The organism is Serratia sp. BNK-12, assembly GCF_047456085.1.
In the GTDB taxonomy this organism is placed as follows: Bacteria; Pseudomonadota; Gammaproteobacteria; order Enterobacterales; family Enterobacteriaceae; genus Serratia; species Serratia liquefaciens.
Window position 1 is genome coordinate 4339746 of record NZ_CP179896.1, and the last position, 25483, is coordinate 4365228.

General features: G+C 53.9%; 24 protein-coding genes. 6 read left to right on the forward strand and 18 right to left on the reverse strand.

Annotation, left to right across the window (positions count from 1 at the left end; genetic code table 11):
* Positions 1 to 19: 19 nt before the first annotated feature.
* The 5 genes from chbG to ACMGG1_RS20340 form a co-directional block, all read right to left on the reverse strand.
* Positions 20 to 781, reverse strand: coding sequence for a chitin disaccharide deacetylase (gene chbG, locus ACMGG1_RS20320; RefSeq protein ID WP_122077288.1), 762 nt, complete (start codon positions 779 to 781; stop codon positions 20 to 22).
* 153 nt (positions 782 to 934) lie between these two features.
* Positions 935 to 1783 carry a transcriptional regulator ChbR gene (gene chbR, locus ACMGG1_RS20325; RefSeq protein WP_414160976.1) on the reverse strand — a complete coding sequence of 283 codons (849 nt, stop codon included), beginning with the start codon at positions 1781 to 1783 and terminating at the stop codon, positions 935 to 937.
* Positions 1784 to 1797: 14 nt separating this feature from the next.
* The gene (locus ACMGG1_RS20330) at positions 1798 to 3183 is read right to left on the reverse strand and encodes a glycoside hydrolase family 1 protein (RefSeq protein WP_142815857.1); all 1386 of its coding nucleotides are present in this window, start codon (positions 3181 to 3183) and stop codon (positions 1798 to 1800) included.
* A gap of 48 nt (positions 3184 to 3231) precedes the next feature.
* Positions 3232 to 4593 (reverse strand): PTS N,N'-diacetylchitobiose transporter subunit IIC, encoded by a 1362-nt coding sequence (chbC, locus tag ACMGG1_RS20335; RefSeq protein ID WP_020825275.1) that lies wholly within the window; start codon positions 4591 to 4593, stop codon positions 3232 to 3234.
* A gap of 11 nt (positions 4594 to 4604) precedes the next feature.
* Positions 4605 to 4922, reverse strand: coding sequence for a PTS sugar transporter subunit IIB (locus ACMGG1_RS20340; RefSeq protein ID WP_020825274.1), 318 nt, complete (start codon positions 4920 to 4922; stop codon positions 4605 to 4607).
* 780 nt (positions 4923 to 5702) lie between these two features.
* Between ACMGG1_RS20340 and mutS the strand changes: the two genes are divergently transcribed.
* Positions 5703 to 8258, forward strand: a complete 2556-nt coding sequence (mutS, locus tag ACMGG1_RS20345) for a DNA mismatch repair protein MutS (RefSeq protein WP_414160977.1) — start codon at positions 5703 to 5705, stop codon at positions 8256 to 8258.
* 433 nt (positions 8259 to 8691) lie between these two features.
* Positions 8692 to 9696, forward strand: a complete 1005-nt coding sequence (glsA, locus tag ACMGG1_RS20350) for a glutaminase A (RefSeq protein WP_414160978.1) — start codon at positions 8692 to 8694, stop codon at positions 9694 to 9696.
* A gap of 205 nt (positions 9697 to 9901) precedes the next feature.
* Here the strand turns inward: glsA and rpoS are convergent, their stop codons facing one another.
* From rpoS to surE, 4 genes are all read right to left on the reverse strand, one after another.
* The gene (gene rpoS / locus ACMGG1_RS20355; protein ID WP_044554227.1) at positions 9902 to 10900 is read right to left on the reverse strand and encodes an RNA polymerase sigma factor RpoS; all 999 of its coding nucleotides are present in this window, start codon (positions 10898 to 10900) and stop codon (positions 9902 to 9904) included.
* 54 nt (positions 10901 to 10954) lie between these two features.
* Entirely contained in the window at positions 10955 to 11947 is a 993-nt protein-coding gene (gene nlpD / locus ACMGG1_RS20360; RefSeq protein ID WP_162302863.1) for a murein hydrolase activator NlpD, read from the reverse strand.
* A 325-nt stretch (positions 11948 to 12272) separates the two neighbouring features.
* Positions 12273 to 12899, reverse strand: coding sequence for a protein-L-isoaspartate(D-aspartate) O-methyltransferase (locus tag ACMGG1_RS20365; RefSeq protein WP_128864986.1), 627 nt, complete (start codon positions 12897 to 12899; stop codon positions 12273 to 12275).
* Positions 12893 to 13654, reverse strand: coding sequence for a 5'/3'-nucleotidase SurE (surE, locus tag ACMGG1_RS20370; protein ID WP_046374485.1), 762 nt, complete (start codon positions 13652 to 13654; stop codon positions 12893 to 12895). Before surE ends, ACMGG1_RS20365 begins: the two co-directional genes overlap by 7 nt.
* Positions 13655 to 13761: 107 nt before the next feature.
* Between surE and ACMGG1_RS20375 the strand changes: the two genes are divergently transcribed.
* Entirely contained in the window at positions 13762 to 15042 is a 1281-nt protein-coding gene (locus ACMGG1_RS20375; protein ID WP_414160979.1) for an acyltransferase family protein, read from the forward strand.
* A gap of 202 nt (positions 15043 to 15244) precedes the next feature.
* Here ACMGG1_RS20375 and truD read toward each other — a convergent pair whose 3' ends face one another.
* From truD to ftsB, 4 genes are read right to left on the reverse strand one after another with little or no spacing between them, the layout of a single operon-like run.
* Positions 15245 to 16291, reverse strand: coding sequence for a tRNA pseudouridine(13) synthase TruD (truD, locus tag ACMGG1_RS20380; protein ID WP_414160980.1), 1047 nt, complete (start codon positions 16289 to 16291; stop codon positions 15245 to 15247).
* A 4-nt stretch (positions 16292 to 16295) separates the two neighbouring features.
* Entirely contained in the window at positions 16296 to 16769 is a 474-nt protein-coding gene (ispF, locus tag ACMGG1_RS20385; protein WP_122077260.1) for a 2-C-methyl-D-erythritol 2,4-cyclodiphosphate synthase, read from the reverse strand.
* Positions 16770 to 16779: 10 nt separating this feature from the next.
* Positions 16780 to 17487: a 2-C-methyl-D-erythritol 4-phosphate cytidylyltransferase gene (gene ispD / locus ACMGG1_RS20390; RefSeq protein WP_142815876.1), complete on the reverse strand. Its 708-nt coding sequence runs from the start codon at positions 17485 to 17487 to the stop codon at positions 16780 to 16782.
* Between the two features lie 3 nt (positions 17488 to 17490).
* Positions 17491 to 17811: a cell division protein FtsB gene (ftsB, locus tag ACMGG1_RS20395; protein WP_020825266.1), complete on the reverse strand. Its 321-nt coding sequence runs from the start codon at positions 17809 to 17811 to the stop codon at positions 17491 to 17493.
* 406 nt (positions 17812 to 18217) lie between these two features.
* Here ftsB and ACMGG1_RS20400 point away from each other — a divergent pair, with 406 nt between their 5' ends.
* The 3 genes from ACMGG1_RS20400 to ACMGG1_RS20410 all read left to right on the forward strand — a co-directional run bounded on the left by ACMGG1_RS20400 (position 18218) and on the right by ACMGG1_RS20410 (position 20515).
* Positions 18218 to 18988 (forward strand): basic amino acid ABC transporter substrate-binding protein, encoded by a 771-nt coding sequence (locus tag ACMGG1_RS20400; RefSeq protein WP_122077257.1) that lies wholly within the window; start codon positions 18218 to 18220, stop codon positions 18986 to 18988.
* A 101-nt stretch (positions 18989 to 19089) separates the two neighbouring features.
* The gene (locus ACMGG1_RS20405) at positions 19090 to 19809 is read left to right on the forward strand and encodes an amino acid ABC transporter permease (protein WP_044554269.1); all 720 of its coding nucleotides are present in this window, start codon (positions 19090 to 19092) and stop codon (positions 19807 to 19809) included.
* Complete coding sequence (locus ACMGG1_RS20410; protein ID WP_046374489.1) at positions 19793 to 20515, forward strand: amino acid ABC transporter ATP-binding protein; 723 nt, start codon at positions 19793 to 19795, stop codon at positions 20513 to 20515. The genes ACMGG1_RS20405 and ACMGG1_RS20410 overlap by 17 nt, the downstream gene beginning before the upstream one ends.
* Before the next feature lie 52 nt (positions 20516 to 20567).
* On the opposite strand, the gene ACMGG1_RS20415 is transcribed toward ACMGG1_RS20410, so the two are convergent.
* The 5 genes from ACMGG1_RS20415 to cysG all read right to left on the reverse strand — a co-directional run bounded on the left by ACMGG1_RS20415 (position 20568) and on the right by cysG (position 25389).
* Complete coding sequence (locus tag ACMGG1_RS20415; protein ID WP_020825263.1) at positions 20568 to 20885, reverse strand: DUF3561 family protein; 318 nt, start codon at positions 20883 to 20885, stop codon at positions 20568 to 20570.
* An 85-nt stretch (positions 20886 to 20970) separates the two neighbouring features.
* Positions 20971 to 21600 (reverse strand): adenylyl-sulfate kinase, encoded by a 630-nt coding sequence (cysC, locus tag ACMGG1_RS20420; protein ID WP_122077254.1) that lies wholly within the window; start codon positions 21598 to 21600, stop codon positions 20971 to 20973.
* 1 nt (position 21601) lies between these two features.
* Complete coding sequence (gene cysN, locus ACMGG1_RS20425; RefSeq protein WP_020825261.1) at positions 21602 to 23029, reverse strand: sulfate adenylyltransferase subunit CysN; 1428 nt, start codon at positions 23027 to 23029, stop codon at positions 21602 to 21604.
* 11 nt (positions 23030 to 23040) lie between these two features.
* Complete coding sequence (cysD, locus tag ACMGG1_RS20430) at positions 23041 to 23949, reverse strand: sulfate adenylyltransferase subunit CysD (RefSeq protein ID WP_020825260.1); 909 nt, start codon at positions 23947 to 23949, stop codon at positions 23041 to 23043.
* A 9-nt stretch (positions 23950 to 23958) separates the two neighbouring features.
* Positions 23959 to 25389 (reverse strand): siroheme synthase CysG, encoded by a 1431-nt coding sequence (gene cysG, locus ACMGG1_RS20435; protein WP_130016199.1) that lies wholly within the window; start codon positions 25387 to 25389, stop codon positions 23959 to 23961.
* Positions 25390 to 25483 lie beyond the last annotated feature (94 nt).

The window sequence follows — 25483 nt, forward strand, 5'->3', positions numbered from 1 at the left end:
GCTGTATACGATAGGCTGGTCACAGATCGAGGAAAGATCCCAGACGGTAACCGCGTTCCGCGATGGCGTTTTTCATGCCTGGTGAAGTCAGGACGTCCACTTCGGCAAGCCGCGGGTAGCAATATTTACTCGCCAAAATAGTGTTATCCAGGAACGCCGGGTGGCACATCATCTCCACCGACTTGGCACCACGTTGATCGGCACGATCTAGCACCTGTAAAAACAGCGCTTCGGATATCGATTCGCCATAGAAACCCGCATCAAACCACTCGGTACTGCGGTCATAACGCAATGGGATATCTTGCCGTTCAACCTCCTGACGCCCAATACGCAGCGGGATGGCACGGGACTGAGCAAATGCCTCGACCAGCGGGTAAATCTGCGGCAGCATATGCACGTGATGATGGCTGTCGATATGCGTCGGCGCTTTGCCAAACACCGCCATGAACCTGTCGTATTGGCTCACCAACTCATCGTGGATTTCGTCCATGCTCAGCAGCCCAGACTCTGCCCTTTCCCATAACCACTTGCCCAGCTCTCCGCGTTCGTTAACCAGCGAAGGCATGGCCGTCAATGGATGCCCGTGAGTCAGCACAAAATGCAGGCCGATCTTCAGCCCAGGATAAAGCCGGCTGAGGCTGGCGGCATGCTGTACGTCCGGGCTATTCACCATTGCCGTGGTTGAAGTGACCACCCCATAGTGAAACGCCTCAATCACCCCATAGTTCTGTCCCTTGCTCAGACCAAAATCGTCGGCATTCACTATCAGTAACTTTTCCATTTTGGCATCCATTTAACAAATTTTTGGCAAGGGAATACCGTCCGTCAGGTACGGCAATTCCCCTTCGCTTAAGCAAAGAAATTTATTTCATCAGGCTATTGGCGGCCTGAAAGGCATTCGGAATATCGGCGTTAATGCTTATCGGGAGCGGCCCTAAACAGGGCCGTAGAACTTTTTTCGGTAATTACCCGGCGTCACTTCGGTGAGTCTCTTAAAGTTTTTAATAAACAGGCTCACGTCGCCATAGCCAGAGTCGAAGGCAATATCCGAAACCGAATAGTTGGTGACTTCAAGCTGCGTTTTGGCAAAGTTGATGCGGATTTCATTGATCACCTGCATTGGCGTTTTATGGTAATAGCGTCGCATCGCCCGGGTCAGGTACTCCTGCGTTTTTCCCGACAACTCCACCATATTGAGCAGCGCCTTTTCACCAAACATGGTTTTATCATGCATGCCGGCCAGGGTGTTTTTCAGCCACTGCGGGATATCGTCCCCCTCGCCGCTCTCTTCCTTATAGTGACGAATGCGGCTGATGATATAAAAGGTCAGCGTTTCCAGGAATTCGGCAAAATCATCCTCGCGAAACTGGGGGGAACCCACCACCGACTCGATATAAGCCAGGAATTCATTCTTCAGGCTATAGGCCTGGGAGGCGACAAAACAGCGTGGCAACTGCTGCAAATAGTTCTCTTCGAAGAACACCTTGCCAACCGCCACGTTGAAGATTTTCGCGGCGCCGAACTCATAAAAGCTCTGATGGCGCGAACCAATGGGGATGAAAACAAAATCGCCCCGTTCCAGCAGCACGCGCTTGCCGTTGATCTCCTGATAACATTTGCCGCTCAGGACGATGGTGAACTCATAGTAGTCATGCTGATGCAGCCCAGTGGCGCTTTCCACCTTGTTATAAATGAACAAATGGAAATCTTTGCAGTTAAAGAAATCCTGCTCCCGAATCAGCTTAACGTCGTTCGCATTCAGCGAAACCAGGTTCTCAGACATCGCATGCGCTCCCGTTAATCAAAGCCGTTCTGCCGGGCCGTCTCGGCAAACCAATAGCCACTCTTCTTCAACGTGCGCTGTTGGCTCTCCCGCTCCAGCCGAACTAACCCGTAGCGATTCTTGTAGGCATTAAGCCAGGACCAGCAGTCGATAAAGGTCCACAAATGATAGCCTTTGCAGTTGGAACCCTCCGACAGCGCCTGATGCAGCCATTTCAGATGATCGCGGATAAAGTCGATTCGATAATCATCCTCCACCCGTCCACTAGGGCCGATAAAGGCCTCTTCACCCTCTACGCCCATGCCGTTTTCTGAAATATAGCAGGGAATGTTGCCGTAGTTTTCCTTCAGATCCATCAGGATGTCATACAGCCCTTTTTCATAGATTTCCCAGCCCCGATGCGGATTGATCTTGCGGCCAGGCATGTCGTAATAGCTGAACAGATCTTCCGGCATCGTCACGGGTGCGTCGGCCCGGTAGCCTTCTTTCGCTTTAACCCTGCGCGGTTGATAGTAATTGACGCCCAGAATATCCACCACGCCGTCGGCAATCAGCTGTGCGTCCTCCGGTGCCGTTTGTGGCAACAAATCATTGGCGCGCAGTAAATCAACCAAATCTTGCGGATAACGCCCTTTGGTCACAGGATCAAGGAAGCTTTTGTTCAGCAACAGATCCGCATGATGGGCGGCCACGCCATCTTCCTGGCTGTTCGAACGCGGATAGGTCGGGCTCAGGTTCAAAATAATGCCTATCGCGCCTTGGTGGCCCAACGCCCTGAACTCCTTCACCGCTTTGGCATGGGCCAGCACGCTGTGATAAGCCACCGCGACTGCCCTTTTAAAATCAACCACGCAAGGATAATGCAGGTCGTTCAGATAGCCCGCTTCGACCGGCACAATCGGCTCGTTAAAAGTAAACCAATGAGTGACCCGATCGCCGAACAGGCTGAAACAGGTTTTGGCATAGCGGGCATAGGCTTCCACCACCGCCCGGCTTTCCCAGCCGCCTTTTCGCTGCATGCACATCGGCATGTCGAAATGGTAAAGGTTGATAAATGGCGTAATGCCCTCAGCCAGCAGGCCATCGATAAGCGCGTTATAGAAAGCGACGGCTTTCGGATTCACCTCGCCCTCCCCGTCCGGGATCAGCCGTGACCAGGAAATAGAGGTTCTGAAGGTGTTATGCCCAAGCTTTTTTAACAGCAGGATGTCTTGCTGGAAACGGTCATAAAAGGTGGATGCCTCGGACGGACCGACCTGATGATGAAAGCGTTCTGGCGCAATGTCATACCAGTAATCGAAGATGTTCTGACTTTTGCCATCCCGTGCAGAGGCCCCTTCCGACTGCGGCGCAGAGGTCGCGCTTCCCCACCAGAAATCGTCAGCAAATTGATATTTCATCCAAACGCCCCTAAAACCGGGGCAGCAAGGGCTGCCCCAGACTGACAGTTAGAATTTCAGCGCCTTGGCGATGTCTTCTTCGCTTTCGGTAGCCTGATCGATCTGGCTCTGCGCCTTGTTGGATATCATCACAAACGGCAGGTAAATCAAGGTCGCCACGCCCAGGTTGAAGAAGCTCAGCAACATGGCGACGATACTGCCGTTGGTGTTGAAGAACGCCCCCAGGCCTACCGGCATGGTCCAGGGCGCAATGTTGGTGATAGGCGGGATCATTCCGGTGTAATAGGCCACCGTGGTGATGATCGTCAATACCGGTTGAACCAGAATGAACGGGATAAACATCACCGGGTTCATGATCACCGGCAGGCCGAACAGGATAGGTTCGTTAATCTGGAAGATGCCCGACGGGGTAGCCAGCTTGGCGACCTGGCGATAGTCTTCACGGCGCGAGGCGATAAAGATGGCGATAATCAGCCCCAGCGTAGACCCGGTCCCGCCCAGATAGATATAAGAGTCGACGAAAGGTTTCGCCCACATATGGAACTCTTTGCCGGCGGCAACGGCGGCTTCGACTGAACCATACTTGTTGTAAAGCTCTACGTTTTCCAACGCGAATGGCGTCATGATGCCGCTGTCCAGCGCGGCCAGCGCCATCGAGCCATGCACCCCGAAGAACCACAGCAGCGAGGAGAACATCACATACACCCAGCCGACCACGCTGCCCATTTTCGCCAGCGGAGCCGAGATGCTGTCCATGATGATTTGGTGGAAGTTGGTTCCCCACAGCGTCAGGCAATAGGCAATCACGCCCATGATCGACAGGATCAGGAATCCGGGGATCAGTGCGGAGAACGAGCGAGACACGGAAGAAGGTACGCTGTCGGGCAGGCTGATGACCCAGTTGCGGCGCACCACAAAGGTAAACATCTCCGCCACCACCAGGCCGATCACCATGCCGGAAATGATGTTGGCGCCGCCAAGCCAGTTAGCACCGACGGCATAAGCCTCACCGACGCTGAACGGCGTTACCGTCATAAAGGCGGCAACCGCCAGTAGCGCGGCCGCCAGCGGGTCAACCTTACGCTCCTCCGCTAAAGCCATGCTGATAAAGAAGGGCGTCATCAGGGACATAATCCCCAGGGTGCCGTTATAAACGCTGCCACCGATGGTCTTCAGGCTGTTTAGCGTTTCAATGGTGGACGCATCCAGCCGTACCCCCAATGAAAAGAAGAACGAGCCTTCGCCGAAACTGAGGAATACGTTGTTGATCAGAACGAACATCGCCCCGGTCAACGTCAGCGGCATTAATCGAATGAACCCGTTTTTGATGGCATTAACATGGGGCTGTTTACCAATTTTCACGGCAAAGGGCAGTATGACCTTTTCCAACGAGGCAATTAACGTATTCACGGCAGACCCCTTTATTGGTTAGCTTTTTTTATGGTGGCGACCGCGGCCTTCAACACCCCAAGGCCATCAAGCTTGCCGTATAAAGCGGAATCGATCACTTCGACGGGCTTATTGGGCAGCTGTTTTTGTACTTCGGCTAACGTATAGGCAATCTGCGGCCCCAGCAGGATCAAATCTGCCTCTGCGCCCTTTTCCGCTGCCAGCGCTTCGGGATAAGCGGCAATGATCACTGGCACTTCGTACTTCTCGGCCTGCGCCTTCATTTTTGAGACCAGCAGAGAAGTCGACATACCGGCAGAACAAAACAGATAGATTTTTTTCTTTTCCATACCCAATCCCTCAAGATAATCAAAAAAGCCCCGTGTCATTTGTTTGCCAGATGCAATAGCGATTGCCTCGCGCACATTCCTTATGAAAATTTCCGTTGCTCTGCCCTGGTTGCGAACAGTATACGGAGGCATCGGAGCGGACCGGTAAGCCATCGGCGTAAAGAACCGTCTCTCCTTGACCTTCCCGATTGACCCTCTTCACATTTTGCATAAAAAATTAGTGTGACCGGGCTCACAAATAACCTTAAATTACCGAATTAATTCATCGAAAATAAACAAATACCAATTATAAACAATACGTTATAAACATGCAGAGTATTTATGGATTATTCTTCTCGCGGGATCGTGCAACGGGAGATAAGTGAGCACAGAATAGTTCGCCCTTGATTAGAACTGGTCATCAAGGGAAGGCGTCGAGACCGAAGGAAAAACGGATGGGAATGGGGTGATTTCTGAGCAGATACGCTTGGTTTTTAGAGCCAGAACGGGGATTGTAACGCCTTTCGTTCATTACAACCCCAGTTTGCGTAAAGCTCCCCATTTTTACCTGTGACAGCGGATTGCCCGCTGGGCTAGTATAGCGTCGGTATAAAAGCTTATTGATCCCCATCGTCGGTAGCCGCAGCGCCCTCCGTTCCGTTTGGGACTGGTTTGATCAATGGCTTTACCTCGCCCTGCGACCGCCTGCAGGCGTGATTTTTGTAACACGGCGTGATACCTAATGATGAAAAACAACGTCAAAACTCATTTCAAATTCAATGGATTGGAAACAGTAATCTTATGAATAGCACCGACAAGCTCGATTCACACACGCCGATGATGCAGCAGTACCTGCGCCTCAAGGCTCAGCATCCCGAGATCCTGCTGTTCTACCGCATGGGCGACTTTTACGAGCTGTTCTATGATGATGCCAAACGCGCGTCCCAACTGCTGGATATCTCGCTGACCAAACGCGGTGCCTCAGCAGGGGAGCCTATTCCCATGGCCGGCGTTCCCCATCATGCGGTGGAAAACTATTTAGCCAAACTGGTGCAGCTTGGCGAATCCGTTGCCCTGTGCGAACAAATCGGCGATCCGGCCACCAGTAAAGGTCCGGTTGAGCGCAAAGTGGTGCGTATTGTCACGCCTGGCACCATCACCGACGAAGCCTTGCTACAGGAGCGTCAGGACAACCTGCTGGCCGCCATCTGGCAAGACGCACGTGGCTTTGGTTACGCGACGCTGGATATCAGCTCCGGCCGTTTCCGCGTTGCCGAACCAGCAGATATTGAGACCATGGCGGCCGAGCTGCAACGCACCAACCCCGCCGAGCTGCTTTATCCCGAAACCTTTGAACAGATGTCGCTGATTGAACAGCGCCATGGTCTGCGTCGTCGCCCGCTGTGGGAATTCGAACCGGAGACCGCCCGTCAGCAGCTTAACCTGCAGTTCGGCACCCGCGATCTTACCGGCTTCGGCGTTGAACAGGCCCATCAGGCACTGCGTGCCGCCGGCTGCCTGCTGCAATACGTAAAAGATACCCAGCGCACCTCATTGCCGCATATCCGTGGTATCACCATGGAGCGTCAACAGGACGGCATCATCATGGACGCCGCTACCCGGCGTAACCTCGAGCTGACCCAGAGCCTGTCCGGCGGCACTGAAAACACCCTGGCGGCGATCCTCGATCACAGCGTCACGGCCATGGGCAGCCGCATGCTTAAGCGCTGGCTGCATATGCCTACTCGTGACATCAAGGTACTGAATGATCGTCAGCAAGCCATAAGCGCACTGCAGGATCTGTATGCTGAACTGCAACCTTCTTTGCGTCAGGTCGGCGATCTGGAACGTATCCTCGCCCGTCTGGCGTTGCGCAGCGCACGTCCGCGCGATCTGGCACGCATGCGTCATGCCTTCCAGCAGCTACCGGATATCCATGCGCTGTTAAAAGGCGTAAATACTCCGCATGTGCAGCACCTGCTGTCCCAGGTGGGTCAGTTTGATGAACTGCAGGACTTGCTGGAGCGCGCCGTGGTGGAAGCCCCGCCGGTGCTGGTTCGCGACGGTGGCGTTATCGCCCCCGGCTACAACAGTGAGCTGGACGAATGGCGGGCCTTGGCCGATGGTGCCAGCGACTATCTCGACCGTCTCGAGATCCGCGAGCGCGAAAAACTGGGGCTGGATACGCTGAAGGTCGGTTTCAATGGTGTTCATGGCTATTACATTCAGGTCAGTCGCGGGCAAAGCCACCTGGTACCGATCCATTACGTACGCCGTCAGACGCTGAAAAACGCCGAACGCTACATCATTCCCGAACTGAAAGAGTACGAAGACAAGGTGCTGACCTCTAAAGGGAAAGCGCTGGCCATCGAGAAAGGTCTGTACGAAGAACTGTTCGATTTGCTGTTGCCGCATCTGGGTGAATTGCAACAAAGCGCGGCGGCATTGGCAGAACTGGACGTACTGGCCAACCTGGCAGAACGCGCCGAAACGCTGAACTACGCCTGCCCGACCATGAGCGAGCAGCCTGGCGTGCGCATCACCGAAGGTCGCCACCCGGTGGTGGAGCAGGTGTTGAGCGAACCCTTTATTTCCAACCCGCTGTCACTGTCGCCCCAACGCAGAATGTTGATCATTACCGGCCCTAATATGGGCGGTAAAAGCACCTATATGCGCCAAACGGCGCTGATCGTACTGATGGCCCATATCGGCAGCTACGTGCCGGCAAGCAAGGCAGTCATTGGCCCGGTCGATCGCATATTTACCCGCGTAGGTGCAGCGGACGATCTGGCTTCCGGCCGCTCCACCTTTATGGTTGAGATGACCGAAACCGCCAATATCCTGCATAACGCCACCGAACATAGTCTGGTGTTGATGGACGAGATTGGCCGCGGCACCTCGACCTATGATGGTTTATCCCTGGCCTGGGCCTGTGCTGAAAATCTGGCCAGCCGCATCAAGGCCATGACCTTGTTCGCCACTCATTACTTTGAGCTGACCACCCTGCCGGAAAAAATGGAAGGCGTGGTTAACGTGCATTTGGATGCGCTTGAGCACGGTGACACCATCGCCTTTATGCACAGCGTGCAGGACGGTGCCGCCAGCAAAAGTTACGGGCTGGCGGTTGCCGCACTGGCCGGGGTGCCACGTGAAGTGATCAAACGCGCGCGCCAGAAATTGCGTGAACTGGAAGCCATCTCCAACCACACCGCCAGCGGTACCGTTGACGCCACCCAAATGACGCTGCTGAACGAGGAAACCTCTCCGGCGGTTGAAGCGCTTGAGGCCCTGGATCCGGATTCACTGTCTCCGCGCCAGGCGCTGGAATGGATTTACCGCCTGAAGAATATGGTCTAACTCGGCGCATAAACGGCAAACGGTGAGCATCACGCTCACCGTTTTTATTTAATAAGGTTTATCGTTATTGTTACACAATGAAAGTAACAATGTTTCATATCCTGTTTTTGATTCGCCATGACTATTAGCCAATGTGTATTAATTAAAATAATCAATTGGACGTGATGCAAGTCGAAGCGAATAATTAGGTCTCAATATATCCAGTCAGTTGATAATGTGGGATCGCCCACTGCTACTGCATTGGAGACAGGACAACCTTTCCTACGGTACTCTGCACCACCACGCTGTTATTAAAATCCTTTTAAAACAGTACCGCTATAGCTGCATGTATTTAAATCAATAAAGCATTCTCACATTCACAATACCCATTGTAATGCTCACGTCAGTAACTTCATTTAATACAAACACCTATCCATCCTGTAGGAGTCATTTTATGAAACCTAAGCTTTTAGCTATACTTTTTTCCATTCCGTTCATTTCCCTGACAAGCACCGGTGCCTTAGCTGCCGACTCTCCCGATTATGCTGCCATTGTGCAATCGGCTTATCAGAAATTTAAAAATGATAATCGTGGTAAGGTGGCCGATTGTATTCCTGCATTGGCGGCTTACAGTGATAAGAATTACGCTATCGCGATTGCCACTATAGATGGAAAACTCTACACAGCCGGGGATACACAAAAAACATTTCCACTGGAATCATTAACCAAAATATTCTCTTTATCTATCGCATTAAATCAACATGGCGCAGACAAAGTACTGAATGAACTGGGCGCCAACTCAACCGGATTACCCTTTAATTCCGGCCTTGCCATCGAACTGCGTCCAGAGCGTCCGCAGAACCCATTGGTTAATGCCGGCGCCATTAGCACCGTCAGCTTTATCAATGCGAAAAATGCCAACGATCGCTGGCAGCAGATTATCGATAATATGAACGCCTACGCCGATGCTAAATTGAGCATTAATCTGGAGGTTTATCATTCCGAATCCGTGACTAACCAGCATAACCAGGCGCTGAGTCGCTTGATGATGTCTTATGGCCGCATGTACAGCAACGCAGACGAAGCGCTCGATATCTATACCAAACAGTGTTCGGTCAGTGCCACCACTGAGCAACTGGCCAAGATGGGGGCCGTATTGGCTAACGCAGGGAAATCTCCCTACACCGGCAAGCAGTTACTGCAGCAACAATACGTCCCTAACGTGCTGACAGAAATGGCGATTGCAGGTCTCTATGACGGCTCAGGCCAATGGCTATACAACGTGGGTGTCCCAGCCAAAAGCGGTGTTGGCGGCGGTATGGTCGCAGTGGTCCCAGGCCAATACGCCATTGCAGTCTACTCACCCCCCCTGGATAAAGCCGGCAATAGTGTCCGTGCACAGGAAGCAATCAGTTACGTCGCGCACGCAACCAAAGCTAACCTTTACGACTCTCACTGATCTCATTCCCGTCGTGCCTGCGCATCGGCGACTTCTAAGAATGTTCTATAGGCTGACAGAAAAAAGTTCACATTGACCCTCACCCACCAAGTCGGTGAAGGTTTTCTCTAAACACGGCCTTTATCCGCATCAGGGGTATTCGTTAGAAAAAAACGGCGAGCATTATGCTCACCGTTTTTATTTTGATGCGGTTCAACTGCCGACGTTACTCGCGGAACAGTGCCTCGATACTCAGGCCCTGCATCTGCAGTATTTCACGCAGGCGGCGCAAACCTTCAACCTGGATCTGACGAACTCGCTCGCGAGTCAGGCCAATTTCGCGGCCCACATCTTCGAGCGTCGCCGCTTCGTAGCCCAACAGGCCAAAGCGACGCGCCAGCACCTCACGCTGTTTGGCGTTCAGTTCGAACAGCCATTTCACGATGCTCTGTTTCATGTCATCGTCTTGCGTGGTGTCTTCCGGTCCGTTGTCTTTCTCGTCTGCCAGAATGTCCAGCAACGCTTTCTCCGAATCCCCACCCAACGGCGTATCCACAGAAGTGATACGTTCGTTCAGGCGCAGCATGCGGCTGACGTCATCCACCGGCTTGTCGAGTTGCTCTGCAATCTCTTCAGCGCTCGGTTCATGATCCAGTTTGTGAGAAAGCTCGCGCGCGGTGCGCAAATAGACATTCAGTTCTTTAACTATGTGGATAGGCAAGCGAATGGTACGGGTTTGGTTCATGATCGCCCGTTCAATCGTCTGCCTGATCCACCAGGTAGCGTAGGTCGAGAAACGGAAACCGCGTTCTGGGTCAAACTTTTCCACTGCGCGGATCAGTCCGAGGTTGCCCTCTTCAATCAGATCCAGCAGCGCCAGGCCGCGGTTGCTGTAACGGCGGGCGATTTTCACCACCAGCCGCAGGTTGCTTTCAATCATTCGGCGGCGGGACGGCACGTCACCGCGCAGTGCACGCCGCGCAAAATAAACCTCTTCCTCTGCGGTAAGCAGCGGAGAATAACCGATTTCGCCCAGATAGAGCTGCGTCGCATCCAATACGCGTTGGGTCACGCCTTGTGACAACAACTCTTCTTCCGCTAGATCATTCTCACTGGCCTCTTCTTCTACCAGTGCTTTTTCGTCGAATGATTCCGCTTCCGTTGCGTTCTCGTCGAAATCCGCATCATCATGTAACTCGTTAACTTTCAGCGTATTTTGGCTCATATGCTGCTCCTACCCGTGATACCGCGAGCAGAATAACAGCGTATTCTGCCCAATCTATCGCTGCGGAAGATAACGCAGCGGGTTTACGGATTTCCCCTTGTAACGAATTTCAAAATGCAAACGTACTGAACTGGTTCCGGTGCTACCCATGGTGGCTATTTTTTGACCCGCCTTCACTTCTTGTTGTTCCCGGACCAGCATTGTGTCGTTGTGAGCGTAGGCGCTCAGGTAATCATCATTGTGTTTGATGATGATTAGATTACCGTAACCCCGTAAAGCGTTGCCTGCGTACACTACACGACCATCGGCGGTAGCGAAGATAGGCTGCCCACGAGAACCGGCGATATCGACACCTTTATTCCCACCTTCTGATGAGGAAAAGTTATCAATAATCTTCCCGTCAGTCGGCCATCTCCAGGTACTTACCGGAGCGCTGTTGCTGACGGTGCTGCTCACTGGAGGAGCAACAACCGGTGCGGTAACAGGGGCTGTTGCGGTAGTTGCCGCCACTGCGCCTGCTGCAGGTAACATCTTACCTACATTCTGTTTACCCGAATTATCAGAATACGCGTTAGTTGATTGAGAATCAACCGTTGCAGTTTGTATCTGGGAGGTCGATGGCGGCTTAGGTACGCCGCCGCTGGTTGCGTCTGTCGCCGCCAGCATACCGCCATTTCCGCTAGCCGAACCATTACCAAGCTGAATGTTTTGACCCACATTCAGGCTGTAGGGTTCAGGAATATTGTTACGCTGAGCCAGGTCACGGTAATCATTTCCGGTGATCCAGGCGATGTAAAACAGCGTGTCTCCGCGCTTAACCGTATAGGTATTACCGCTGTAGCTCCCTTTGGGGATCGAAGTATAACTGCGGTTGTAAACAATGTGCCCCTCAGAGCCCACCTGCGCCCCAGCATTGCTGGATGCAGCGGCTCCGGCACCACCGCCGTCCACGCTACTGATAGGGGCCGATGTCGACGCAGTGTTTGTACAACCCGCCAACCACAAACTTACCATCGTACACACCGCAACCCGGCGTAATGTAATCATTGGGCTTCCCGTGCTCATGCTTCCCCCATGACAGCAATATCAGCGATATATCCAAAATACCCTTTACATCGTAGCTGAGCTTTTAACATTCTCTACGTTCCTACAATGAAAGGTGCCCGCGGCCGATTTCTGAACGTCAGAAAACCTCATACCGGAGCCTCAAAACAGCGCGCCAATGCTAACCACATTAGCGCTGCTGCACCATAAGACAACTGCGCAGAAAGGCAATTGTATTGAAAATTAGTTTTATTGAAACGCTAAAACCTTAACCGGAGTGAATGAAAGTGCAACAGATTTCATTTCCTGCCGAAAATTCAGACAATCGCTAGGCCAGCTCGCCCTTCACCAGAGGAACAAAGCGTACCGCTTCGACGGTATCGATAACAAATTCGTTCCCCTGACGCTGAATACGTTTGAGGGTTTGGGCCTGCTCACCGACCGGCAGCACCAAAATGCCACCATCGTCCAACTGTTCCATCAGCGCCGGGGGGATCTCCGGCGGTGCGGCGGTGACAATAATGGCATCGAACGGCCCCCGCGAAGCCCACCCCTGCCAACCGTCACCGTGACGAGTAGAAACATTATGGAGATCGAGTTGCTTCAGGCGGCGCTTCGCCTGCCATTGCAATCCCTTGATACGCTCAACCGAGCACACGTGCTGCACCAGATGCGCCAGGATGGCGGTCTGATAGCCGGAACCCGTGCCAATTTCAAGAACTCGGGAAGTGGGCGTCAGGTTCAGCAGTTCGGTCATCCGTGCCACCATATAGGGCTGGGAGATCGTTTGACCCGAGCCGATCGGCAGCGCGGTATTCTCATAAGCCTTGTGCTCAAGCGCTTCATCAACAAAGCGTTCACGCGGCACTGCCTCAATGGCCCGCAGTAATCGTTCGTCCTGGATCCCTTGTTGACGCAGTTGCGTCAGCAATGTTTGCATACGCTTGTTCACCATTCCCCGCCAACCCCTGCTTTGGTTAACCACGTTTTTACTACATCCTGGGCCGCATAAGCGGTCAAATCCACCTGCAAGGGTGTAATCGCGACATAACCCTGTTCTACCGCAGCGAAATCCGTGTCCGGCCCGACATCAAACTTATCACCCGGAGGCCCAATCCAGTAAAGGTTTTGCCCACGAGGATCCTGTTGGCAGAACACTTTGTCGGCCGGATGGCGACTGCCGCAGCGGGTCACGCGAATGCCTTTTATCTCATCCAACGGTAAGTCCGGCACGTTGATATTCAGAATTTTTCCGGTGCGTAACGGTTCACGCAACAGGGCACGCAGCACCCGGCAGGTGATCGCCGCCGCGGTTGCATAATGCTGATGACCGTTCAACGACACGGCCAGCGCAGGCAAGCCCAAATGGCGCCCTTCCATGGCGGCAGCCACGGTGCCGGAGTAGATCACGTCATCGCCCAGATTGGGGCCGGCATTGATACCGGAAACCACGATATCCGGCGCAGGTTGCATCAGGGCATTCACTCCCAGATATACGCAATCGGTCGGTGTTCCTTGCTGTACGGCGATATCCCCATTGGGCATCGTCAGGGTGCGCAATGGGGATTCCAACGTCAGCGCATTGGAAGAACCGCTGCGGTTACGATCGGGTGCCACAACCTGCACCTCAGCAAACTCTCGCAGCGCTGCCGCCAGCACCTGAATGCCTGGGGCGGTAACACCGTCGTCATTACTCAGCAATATCCGCATAAGAGGTTGTCTTCTTTTTATCTCTCAACCAGGCACCGCTCAACGCAGCCTGGGATTTAACTACTCGGTATGACCGCCCAAAAGGAGGCGCTTAATCAGCAGATATTATGTTTACTGCCCCCGCCATGTCCAGTGACCATGGGAAAAGCCCCCAATGCTACCCACAGTTCCACGGGGAAGACCTGAAGATCATCACACAATCCTTACGAAAATCTGACATTACAGTCGCACTCAAGTATAATTTTAGGTCAATGAATTCAAGGTTTATCTGCCCAATGTCAATAATAAGACTAAAATACTTAGATGGTTTACGTGGTGTATTTGCGTTAACTGTCGCGCTAAGCCATTTTTTTGGTAGCCAATATAGCTGGCATAACTATCCATTCCAAAATGCATATATCTCCGTTGATTTCTTTTTTATCCTCTCGGGTTTTGTATTGTCACACGTTTATAGCCAAGCCATATCATCAGGCTTAATGAGTGATAGAAAATTTATCTTTTATCGCTTTGCACGTATGTACCCGCTGCATATTGCCACTATGGCTATAGTTGGTATCATTTATCTGCTGACGCTACGCGGGTTTCCCTTTGACGAGCCATTTATTTCGGGCATTGCTAATATCTTTCTTCTTCAGAATATGGGTTTTGTCAACAACTGGAATTGGAATGATCCTAGCTGGTCAATCTCGGTTGAGTTTTGGGTTTCCGTCTTTTTGGTTCCCTGGTGTATCCGTCGCGTAAAAACCAATATGCTGCTATTCATTTCTTTAATGTGTTACACCGTTTTATATACATCATTCGGTTCATTGATGATCGCTCATGAAATGATGTACGGTATTGTCACCTCAGGTTTTGTTAGATGCATCGCTGGCGTCACGCTGGGGATCGCAGTTTGTCGAATGGCGCAAGGAATGAGTCAGGTAGAACTTAACCACATACAGAAATCTATCATTGGTTGCATTGACGTCATTCTTTTCGCAACCGTTGTATACCTAGTTTATCAAAAAAATCCGATTGGAAAATTCAGCTTCTTACCTATTCCACTTATCGCATTGCTCATTTTAAGTTTGGCGACTCTGAGTTCATGGTTTCATCAGGTTATCAGCAGCCGAATTCCAGCCTGGCTCGGTGATATCAGCTACTCTGTTTACCTTATACATACTCCTATTATTTTGATTATGGGGGCAGCACTCTCTCCACTAAATTTACCATTCGTAATAAAACTGCTGATCTTTGTTGCGTTGACGTTACTCCTATCACAACTTACTCATCGCTTCTTTGAGAAGCCCTGTTATGAATGGTTAAAAAATCGCTTTTCCGATCAATCACAAGCCAATGTGAAGGAAATAAAATTAAAAGAAGAAAAAAAATTTGCCAATCAACGCTAAAGTCTCAGATAAGAAACCTGCTTACGCAGGTTTGAGACAGCTGACAGACATATAATATTTGGCGGCAGGCGCTAAAGGTTTTTAAAATAGATCAGGAAAGTCAATTTATTGATTTCGGCTGATAACACAAAGGAGGAAAAACCACGGTTTTATCCCCCTTTGTCAATAATCAAGAAACCTGCTTGCGCAGGTTTCTTGATTATTACTCGCTAATATCCGCATCGCTACTGTCCTGCCGCATAATTTCACGCACCACGCTGGTGGCGAAACTGCCGGCCGGCAGCCAGAAACGAAGTTCGACGGTGGCATCGTCCCACCAGTCCCACTGCATATCTTTCGGCTGTAACAGCAAGGCTCGGCGGGCCGGATCTACGCGTTCGCGCTTTAAAAGCGACATCAGCTCCGGCTGTTCCAGCAGACACTGCTGTTCAAAGCTCAACGCTTCCCCGGCGGTGCCCGGTTCACCATCACCGGGTAAAGGAGCGGTGATCATCAGCTCACCGGCTTCCAGGCGTTGCTGCAACGCTTCCAGCTCTTCCGGTTTGGCAACAAACCAACTACCCCGACCGCTAAGCTGAAGGGCATCCCCTTCCAGCACGGTATGTTGCTGCTGGTTGGCCAATCGCCGGCTGGCGATCAGGTTAAACAGCGCGCTGCGGCTGGCAGAAAGATAAAAGCTACGCTTGCTGCGTTCTTTCACCCGGATCTCGTCATTCGCCCAACGGCGCGCCATCACTAGGTTGTTACCGCCGCGCCCAAAGCGCTGACTGCCGAAGTAATTCGGTACACCGCCGGCCTCAATCACCTGCAGGCGTTGTTCTACATCCTGACGATCGGAGATATGACGCAGCACCAGAGTAAAGGCATTGCCTTTCAAGGTGCCAATCCGCATTTTGCGCAGGTGGCGGGCGCTGGCCAGCACTTCACAGCCTTCCAGTGAGAACTGGGTAAAGTCCGGCGTCTCTTTCCCTGGCAGATGCAAACAGAACCACTGTTCGGTTACCGCATGGCGATCTTTTAAGCCCGCGTAGCTGACGGAGCGGGCATGAATACCGGCAAAGCGCGCCAGATAATCAGCGACGAACTGGGTGTTACAACCGTTTTTGCGGATGTTCACCAGCACGTGTTCGCCTTCACCATCCGGCTCAAAGCCCAGGTCTTCCACCACCACGAAATCTTCCGGGTTGGCCTTCAGCACGCCGGTGCTTTGCGGCTGGCCATGCAGCCAGGTCAGGTTAGCCATATCCATGCGCTTAGTCCTTGATCAACAAGGCAACCGCTTCGCAGGCAATACCCTCGCCACGCCCGGTGAAACCGAGTTGTTCGGTGGTGGTAGCCTTAACGTTAACGTCGTCCATATGGCATTGCAGGTCTTCCGCCAGGAAAATGCGCATCTGCGGGATATGCGGGGCCATCTTAGGGGCCTGGGCAATAATAGTGATGTCCAGGTTGCCCAGACGATACCCCTTGGCACGGATGCGTTTCCAGGCTTCGCGCAGCAACTCGCGGCTATCGGCACCTTTGAAGGCCGGGTCAGTATCCGGGAACAGCTTGCCGATATCCCCCAGCGCCGCCGCGCCCAGCAGGGCATCGGTCGCGGCGTGCAGTGCTACGTCGCCATCGGAGTGGGCTAGCAAACCTTTTTCATAAGGAATACGAACGCCACCGATCACCAACGGGCCTTCGCCGCCAAATTTGTGTACGTCAAAACCGTGGCCGATACGCATGATGCGCTCCTTAATTGTCTAACTGAGTTAAATAGAATGCTGCCAGCGCCAAATCTTCCGGCCGCGTGACCTTAATATTGTCCGAACGCCCATTGACCAGCAGCGGATGATAGCCGCAGTGCTCCAGGGCCGACGCCTCGTCGGTCACCGTCGCCCCGTCATCCAGCGCGCGCTGCAGGCACTGCTTGAGCAACGCCAGTGGGAACAGCTGCGGCGTTAACGCATGCCACAGGTCCTGACGTTCTACCGTATGAGAAACGGCCCCGTGGCCAGGCTCTGCGCGCTTCATGGTGTCACGCACCGGCGCCGCCAGAATGCCCCCTACGTCGCTATGTTCGGTAATCGCCAACAGGCGGTCGAGATCGTCGGCATGCAGACAGGGGCGCGCCGCGTCGTGCACCAGCACCCATTTTGCCTCGCCGGCCAGCTGCAAGCCGGCCATTACCGAGTCGGCGCGTTGCTGCCCGCCAATGGTAGTCTGCACGCGGGGATCCTGCGCTATCGGTAACTGATGGAATTGCTGATCGTCGGGACCTATCGCCACAATCACCTGCGAAATACGCGGATGGCGCAGCAGCGCGTGGATCGCGTGTTCGAGAATGGTTTGGTGGCCGATGGTTAAATATTGCTTTGGGCAATCAGCCTGCATGCGGCTGCCAATACCGGCAGCGGGCAGGACGGCGATCACCGATGGAAAGGTTCCTGCGGAGTGATTCATGCGTTACTTTTGTAGGTTATTTTGCGAGGCGGACGCCGCGTTGCGTCTGGATTGGTCAGGAACCAGACGATAGAAAGTCTCACCGGGCTTAATCATGCTCAGCTCATTGCGCGCACGCTCTTCGATCGCTTCCTGACCGCCGTTCAAATCGTCGATCTCGGCGAACAGCTGATCGTTACGCGCTTTCAATTTAGCATTGCTGCCCTGTTGGAGCGCAACATCCTCATTGACCCGCACGTAATCGTGAATACCATTTTTGCCCAGCCACAGTGAATACTGTAACCAACCGAGCAATGCCAGCAATAGCAGCGTAAGTTTTCCCATCTCCGCCCCCTGAAAAACCGACCAATCATCCCACAACTTTTCGTTGGACTCCACACAGAGAACGGCATTTCGCCGCCAAATTAAGAGTAGGATGATAATTTCCTGAGTTTATAACCTAAATTCACTTCGAAAGCGGCAAAAAAAACCACTTTCACCGCAGAAAAACCAACCAACGCCTCTGCATTTTTCTCCTTCAGCGTTTTTTCCGGTTATGCAGTAAGAAAAACTGGCTACCCGCTGATTTCACCAAAGCATTCGCCAGCGACAAGCATAAACTGCATATTTAACACCATTAAAAATTTCATCATCAGGTAGGAGTTGTGTTTTTATTCATTAAAGATTATTTTTATGCACTCATAGTGCATAAATAAATCCAATGGATCATTTTTAATTACCGGGGATAGCGATGTTTAAATCTTTAGTTGTGATTGGCGCCTGTCTGGCTGCCACCCTGTCGGCCTCCGTCCTGGCGGCTGAACCTACCTACGTCGTCGGCTCTGGCGGCACCTACCGTCCGTTCGAATTCGAAAACAGCAGTAAACAGCTGGAAGGCTTTGATATCGATATCATCAAGGCGGTAGCCAAGGCCGAGAGCTTTCAGGTCAAACTGGTGAATACGCCGTGGGAAGGTATTTTCGCCACGCTGAACTCCGGCGATCGTGACATCATAATTTCCGGCATCACCATTACCGATAAACGCAAACAAATGGTTGATTTCTCTGCACCTTACTTCCCGGCAGAGCAGGCTATCGTGGTCCCCAAAGACTCTGGCGTAGACTCGATTGCCGCCTTGAAAGCGCTGAAGGTCGGCGTAGTCAACTCCAGCACCGGCGACATCGTGGTGTCCGACGTGTTAGGCAAAAACAACACCGCCATCAAACGTTTCGACAATACCCCGTTAATGCTGCAAGAGCTGTATGAAGACGGTATCGGCGCGGCCGTGGGCGACGTCGGCGTGGCCAAGTTCTATATCAAAACCCATCCGGAAAAAGAGTTCAAACTGGTGTCCGATGCCAAATTCGAACGTCAGTATTTCGGTATCGCCGTGGCCAAAGGCAATGACGAACTGCGTGGCAAAATCAACGCCGGCCTGAAGAAAATCATCGCCGACGGCACCTACGCCAAAATCTACCAGACCTGGTTTGACAGCAACGTCCCCACGCTGCCCGCCGAATAATCGATCGTCGTTCGTCAACACAGCAGTCTGAAGACTTTTTTAAGAAGGATCCGACCTTGAATTTCCGTTGGGAGATAATCCAGGAGTACGCCCCGCTGTTTATGGAAGGCGCCTGGATGACCATCAAATGCACCATTATCTGCGTGATACTGGGCACCACCTGGGGGCTGCTCCTCGGGCTCGGTCGTCTGGCGCAGGCACCACACGGCATCTGGAAACCGATACTGCATTATGGCGTTCAGTGGCCGGTGCGCATCTACATCAGCGCCTTCCGCGGTACGCCGCTGTTTGTCCAGATTATGGTGGTGCATTTCGCGCTGGTACCGCTGTTTATCAACCCACGTGACGGTCTGCTGGTCACCAGCGGCCTGATGAGCACCGATTTCGCCCGCGCGTTGCGCTCCGATTACGGCGCATTTCTCTCCTGCGTGGTGGCGATTACGCTGAACGCGGGTGCTTACGTCTCGGAAATTTTCCGCGCCGGCATTCAGTCTATCGATCGCGGTCAGATGGAAGCTTCGCGTTCGCTGGGCATGAGCTACGGCAAAACCATGCGCAAAGTGATCCTGCCGCAGGCGTTTCGCCGCATGCTGCCGCCGCTGGGCAACAATGCCATTGCCATCGTCAAAGACTCTTCGCTGGCCTCCGCCATCGGTCTTGCCGATCTGGCCTATGCCGCCCGCACGGTTTCCGGCGCCTATGCCACCTATTGGGAGCCCTACCTGACCATTTCGCTGGTCTATTGGGTCCTCACCTTCCTGCTTTCGCTGATGGTGCAACACATGGAAAAGAGGTTCGGGAAAAGTGATTCGCGTACATAACCTGCAAAAACAATTCGGCGAAAGCCACGTGCTGCGTGGTATTTCCTGCGAAATCGCAGCCAACGAAGTGGTCTGCGTCATCGGCCCGTCCGGCTCCGGTAAAAGTACCTTCCTGCGCTGTATCAATGCGCTGGAAACGCTGTCCGGCGGTGAGATCCTGGTGAATGGTTTTGCCATACACAGCCAGAAAACCGATCTCAATAAGATGCGTGAGAGCGTCGGCATGGTGTTTCAACGCTTTAACCTGTTCCCGCACATGACGGTGCTGGAAAACATCATCATGGCGCCGATGGGCGTGAAAAAGCTGTCGCGCGCAGAGGCCATACTGCGGGCAGAGGCGCTGCTGCAAAAGGTGGGCCTGCTGGACAAAATCGACGCTTATCCCAACAGCCTGTCCGGCGGTCAGCAACAGCGGGTCGCCATTGCTCGCGCGCTGGCGATGGAACCGAAAATCATGCTGTTCGACGAACCGACCTCCGCACTGGATCCCGAGCTGGTCGGCGAAGTGCTGGCGGTGATGAAGTCATTGGCGCACGAAGGCATGACGATGGTGGTGGTGACGCATGAGATGGGCTTTGCCCGTGAAGTGGCCGATCGGGTGCTGTTTATCGATCAAGGGATCATTCAGGAAGAAGGTTCGCCACAGCAGATTTTCAGCCAGCCGGCCAATCCGCGCACTCAGGCTTTTCTGAGCAAAGTTTTGTAACCTTCGGCACGGCTTTGCAATGCTTCGGGCGCAGGCGACTGCGCCCTTCCCCTCACCAACCGGTCAAAAAGCTGAACACCAGCCAGAACAGGCACAGAACGATGGTCCCGGTCAGCAACAGTGTAAAAATCAACCGACCACGCAGCAGCATGCTGAGCGTGATGCCAATCAGCACCGAAACCGGCATCAGCGCCAGGAAGAACGGCCAGGTGTAGAGCAGGAAGAAAAGGGTGTTGGAGCCATAAACCAAAAACGGCACTGCGAAGGCCAGCCAGTAGAAAACAAAGCCGCAGACACCGCCCAGGAAAGAATAAGAGGGCTCCTCTTTCTCCTGGTTTGCGTCAATCAAGATAGGCGAGACATTTTGCATAGCGATCCCTGGTTATTCGGCGCGCTCTCCGGCGGGCTTAGCGTAAAAAGCGTATGGCGCAAAAACGCCACACGCTTTTCTGAATTCAGGGTTTGATAATAGCCCGACCACGCAGCACGTCTAACAATTGCGCAATCAAATTTGTTACCAATTGTTGGCCATCAAGGTGAATATCCGGCCGTTGTGGCGCCTCGTAAACCGAGTCGATGCCGGTGAAATTACGCAGCTCGCCGGCACGGGCTTTTTTGTACAATCCTTTCGGATCGCGCACTTCACAAACCGCCAACGGCGTGTCGACAAACACCTCGATAAAACGATCTTCATCCAGCAGTTCGCGCACCATCTGCCGTTCGGCGCGATGTGGGGAAATGAAAGCGGTCAACACCACCAGGCCGGCGTCCACCATCAGTTTCGCCACTTCGCCCACGCGACGAATATTTTCGCGCCGGTCGTCGTCGGAAAAACCCAGGTCGCGGCACAGGCCGTGACGCACGTTGTCACCATCCAGCAGATAGGTGCTGACACCATAGGCGTGCAGTGCCTGTTCCAGCGCGCCGGCAACGGTAGATTTTCCCGAGCCGGACAGCCCGGTAAACCACAGCACCACGCCTTTGTGGCCGTTGCGGACTTCGCGATCCGCACGCGTTACCGCATGCGGATGCCAGACCACGTTGTCATCATCCGGCCCGGTCGGCCGCAGTTGAGCGTCGGTCACGTTATTTTCCCCCAATCAGGTCGCGCGCGCCCCAATGTGGGAAGTGTTTACGCACCAGAGCATTCAGTTCCAGTTCAAATGCGCTGAAGTCGCCGGCTGATGCCTGAGCGTCCTGCAAGGTTTCGCGGATCAAACCAGCCCCCACGGTGACGTTGCTCAGGCGATCGATAAAGATCAGCCCACCGGTATCGTGGTTGCGTTGATAGCTGTCCAGCACCAGCGGTTCATCGAAGGTCAGTTCGACCAGACCGATGCCGTTGAGCGGTAAAGTGTCCGCCTGATGCTGCGCCAGCGAGTTGATTTCCACCTGGTGGCGTATGCCTTCTACCCGCGCACGGGTCTTTTTGCCGGCCACTTTGATGTCATAGCTTTGGCCCGGCAACAACGGTTTTTCAGCCATCCACACCACGTCCACCAGCGCGCTTTGCGCCGCTTTCAGGGTTTCCCCGGCATCGACCAGCAGATCGCCGCGGCTAATATCCACTTCATCTGCCAGCACCAGCGTGATCGCCTCGCCCGGCACCGCTTCCTGCAGATCGCCATCAAAGGTCACAATACGCGCTACGGTAGATTCCACACCGGAAGGCAATACCTTCACGCGTTGCCCTACGCGCACTACACCGGCGGACAGCGTGCCCGCATAGCCCCGGAAATCCAGGTTAGGACGGTTGACATACTGCACCGGGAAACGCAGCGGTTGCGTCTCGCGTTCGCTGATCACATCCACGCTCTCCAGCACCTGCAGCAGCGTCGGGCCGCTGTACCAAGGCATCTGGGCGCTTTCACTGGCCACGTTGTCGCCATCCAGCGCCGACAAAGGCACAAACTTGATGTCGAGATCGTTCGGCAACTGCTGGGCGAAGGTCAGATAGTCCTGTTTAAACTGTTCGAACACCGACTCTTGGTAATCCACCAGGTCCATTTTATTGACCGCCACCACCAGATGGCGAATGCCCAACAGCGTGGCGATAAAACTGTGCCTGCGGGTTTGATCCAGAACCCCTTTGCGTGCGTCGATCAACAGGATCGCCAGATCGCAGGTCGAGGCCCCGGTCGCCATATTGCGGGTGTACTGCTCATGCCCCGGCGTATCGGCAATAATAAATTTACGCTTTTCGGTCGAGAAATAACGATAGGCTACGTCGATGGTAATGCCCTGCTCGCGCTCGGCCTGCAGGCCATCGACCAGCAGCGCCAAATCCAGTTTCTCGCCCTGGGTGCCGATGCGTTTGCTGTCGCTGTGCAGCGTAGACAGCTGATCTTCGTAGATCTGACGGGTATCATGCAGCAAGCGACCGATCAGGGTGCTTTTGCCGTCATCGACGCTGCCGCAGGTCAGGAACCGTAACAGGCTTTTGTGTTGCTGCGCATGCAGGTAAGATTCGACCCCACCCTGCTCAGCGATTTGTTGTGCAATTGCATTGTTCATCCGGCGGCTCCTTAGAAATACCCTTGACGCTTTTTCAGCTCCATCGAGCCGGACTGATCGCGGTCGATCATCCGTCCCTGGCGCTCACTGGTGGTGGACACCAACATCTCTTCGATGATCTCCGGCAGCGTCTCCGCTTCGGAATCCACCGCACCGGTCAGCGGCCAGCAGCCCAGCGTGCGGAAACGCACCATGCGCTGGCTGATCACTTCGCCAGGCTGCAGATCGATACGATCGTCGTCCACCATCAGCAACATGCCGTCGCGTTCTACCACCGGACGCGGTTTTGCCAGATACAGCGGCACGATGTCGATTTTTTCCAGGAAAATGTATTGCCAGATATCCAGCTCGGTCCAGTTCGACAGCGGGAACACGCGAATGCTCTCGCCCTTGTTGATTTGGCCGTTGTAATTGTGCCACAGCTCCGGGCGCTGGTTTTTTGGGTCCCAACGGTGGAAGCGGTCACGGAATGAATAGATACGCTCTTTGGCACGTGACTTCTCTTCGTCACGGCGGGCACCGCCAAAGGCGGCATCAAAACCGTATTTGTTAAGCGCCTGCTTCAGGCCTTCGGTTTTCATGATATCGGTATGCTTGGCGCTGCCGTGAACGAACGGGTTGATGCCCATCGCCACGCCTTCCGGGTTCTTGTGGATCAGCAGTTCAAAGCCGTACTCTTTCGCAGTGCGATCGCGGAATTCGTACATTTCACGGAATTTCCAACCGGTATCCACATGCAGCAACGGGAACGGCAGCGTACCCGGGAAAAAGGCTTTACGCGCCAGATGCAGCATCACGGAAGAGTCTTTACCGATGGAGTAGAGCATCACCGGGTTGCCGAATTCAGCGGCGACTTCACGGATGATATGGATACTCTCCGCCTCCAATTGCCGCAAATGAGTGAGTCGTTTTTCGTCCATAACAGATCCTTAAGCCAAATTCACGACGGCGGGCCGCGATGCCCCTTCCGTCTGCGGTTGATGCCCAAACCAGGCAATTTGATGATGCAGCTCTACCACTTCGCCGATCACCAGCAGCGCCGGCAAAGGTGCCTGTTGAGCCAATTTTTCAAGCTGTTGCAGCGTGCCGGTTTGCACCAGCTGATCCGCACGCGTGCCGCGGCTGATCACCGCCACCGGCGTGGTGGCCGCGCGTCCGTGGGCTATCAGACGCTGGCTGATGTCCGCCGCCTTCATGGTGCCCATGTAGATAGCCAGAGTCTGACGCGCTCGCGCCAAGTCTGCCCAGTCCAGCCCGTCGCCGTCGGGACGGCAGTGACCGGTAATAAAAGTCACGCTCTGCGCATGATCGCGGTGCGTCAGCGGAATGCCGGCATAGGCCGTTGCTCCGGCCGCTGCGGTAACGCCCGGCACCACCTGGAACGGAATGCCCGCGGCGGCGGCCACCTGCAGCTCTTCGCCGCCGCGGCCAAAGATAAAGGGATCCCCGCCTTTCAATCGCACCACGCGCTTGCCCTGCTGCGCCAGTTCCACCAACAGGCGGTTGGTTTCTTCCTGGATCACCGAGTGTGCTCCGGCACGTTTGCCCACGCAGATGCGCTCGGCATCGCGACGCACCAGATCCAGAATCTCATCGCTGACCAGATGGTCGTAGAGCACCACATCGGCCTGCTGCATCACCTGTAGCCCGCGCAGGGTCAATAACCCCACGTCGCCCGGCCCTGCGCCCACCAGCGCAATTTCGCCCTGGGTGCCTTCGCCGTCCTGGGCAAACTGCTGTAAATCCTGCTCCAACTGCCGCTCGGCCTGTGCGGACTGGCCATTGGCCACCAGCGTGGCAAAACGTCCGCCGAATGTTTTTTCCCAGAAGCGACGACGTTCGCCGATCGCATTCAGTCGCTGTTTTACCTGGCCGCGCCAACGCCCGGCCACCTCCGCCATCTGCCCCAGGCTGGCGGGCAACAAAGCTTCGAGTTTTTCACGCAGCATACGTGCCAGCACCGGTGCCTGGCCGCTGGAAGAGACGGCAACCACCAGCGGTGAACGATCGATAATCGACGGAAAGATGAACGAGCAGCGCGGCTGATCGTCGACCACGTTAGCCAGCACCCGGCGTTTATCCGCTTCGGCAAACACCTCGGCATTCAGCGCGCTGTCGTCGGTTGCGGCAATCACCAGGAACACCTCATCCAGTTGCTGAATGGCAAAAGCCTGCCCCTGCCAGCGGATGCGCCCCTGCTGATGCAGTTCTTCGAGTATGGGTGAGAGTGACTGCGCAACTATCCGTATTTCAGCCCCGACGCGCAGGAGTAGATCCACTTTGCGCGCAGCCACTTCGCCGCCGCCAACGACCAACACCGGGCGTTGTTTCAGGTCGGCAAATATAGGTAGATAGTCCACAACAGCCTTTTCATATATGCAGAATGATAGTGTGACTATACGGGCTGAGATTTGGCCTCTGAAATGACGAAAAGGAATGACTAGTTACTTTATG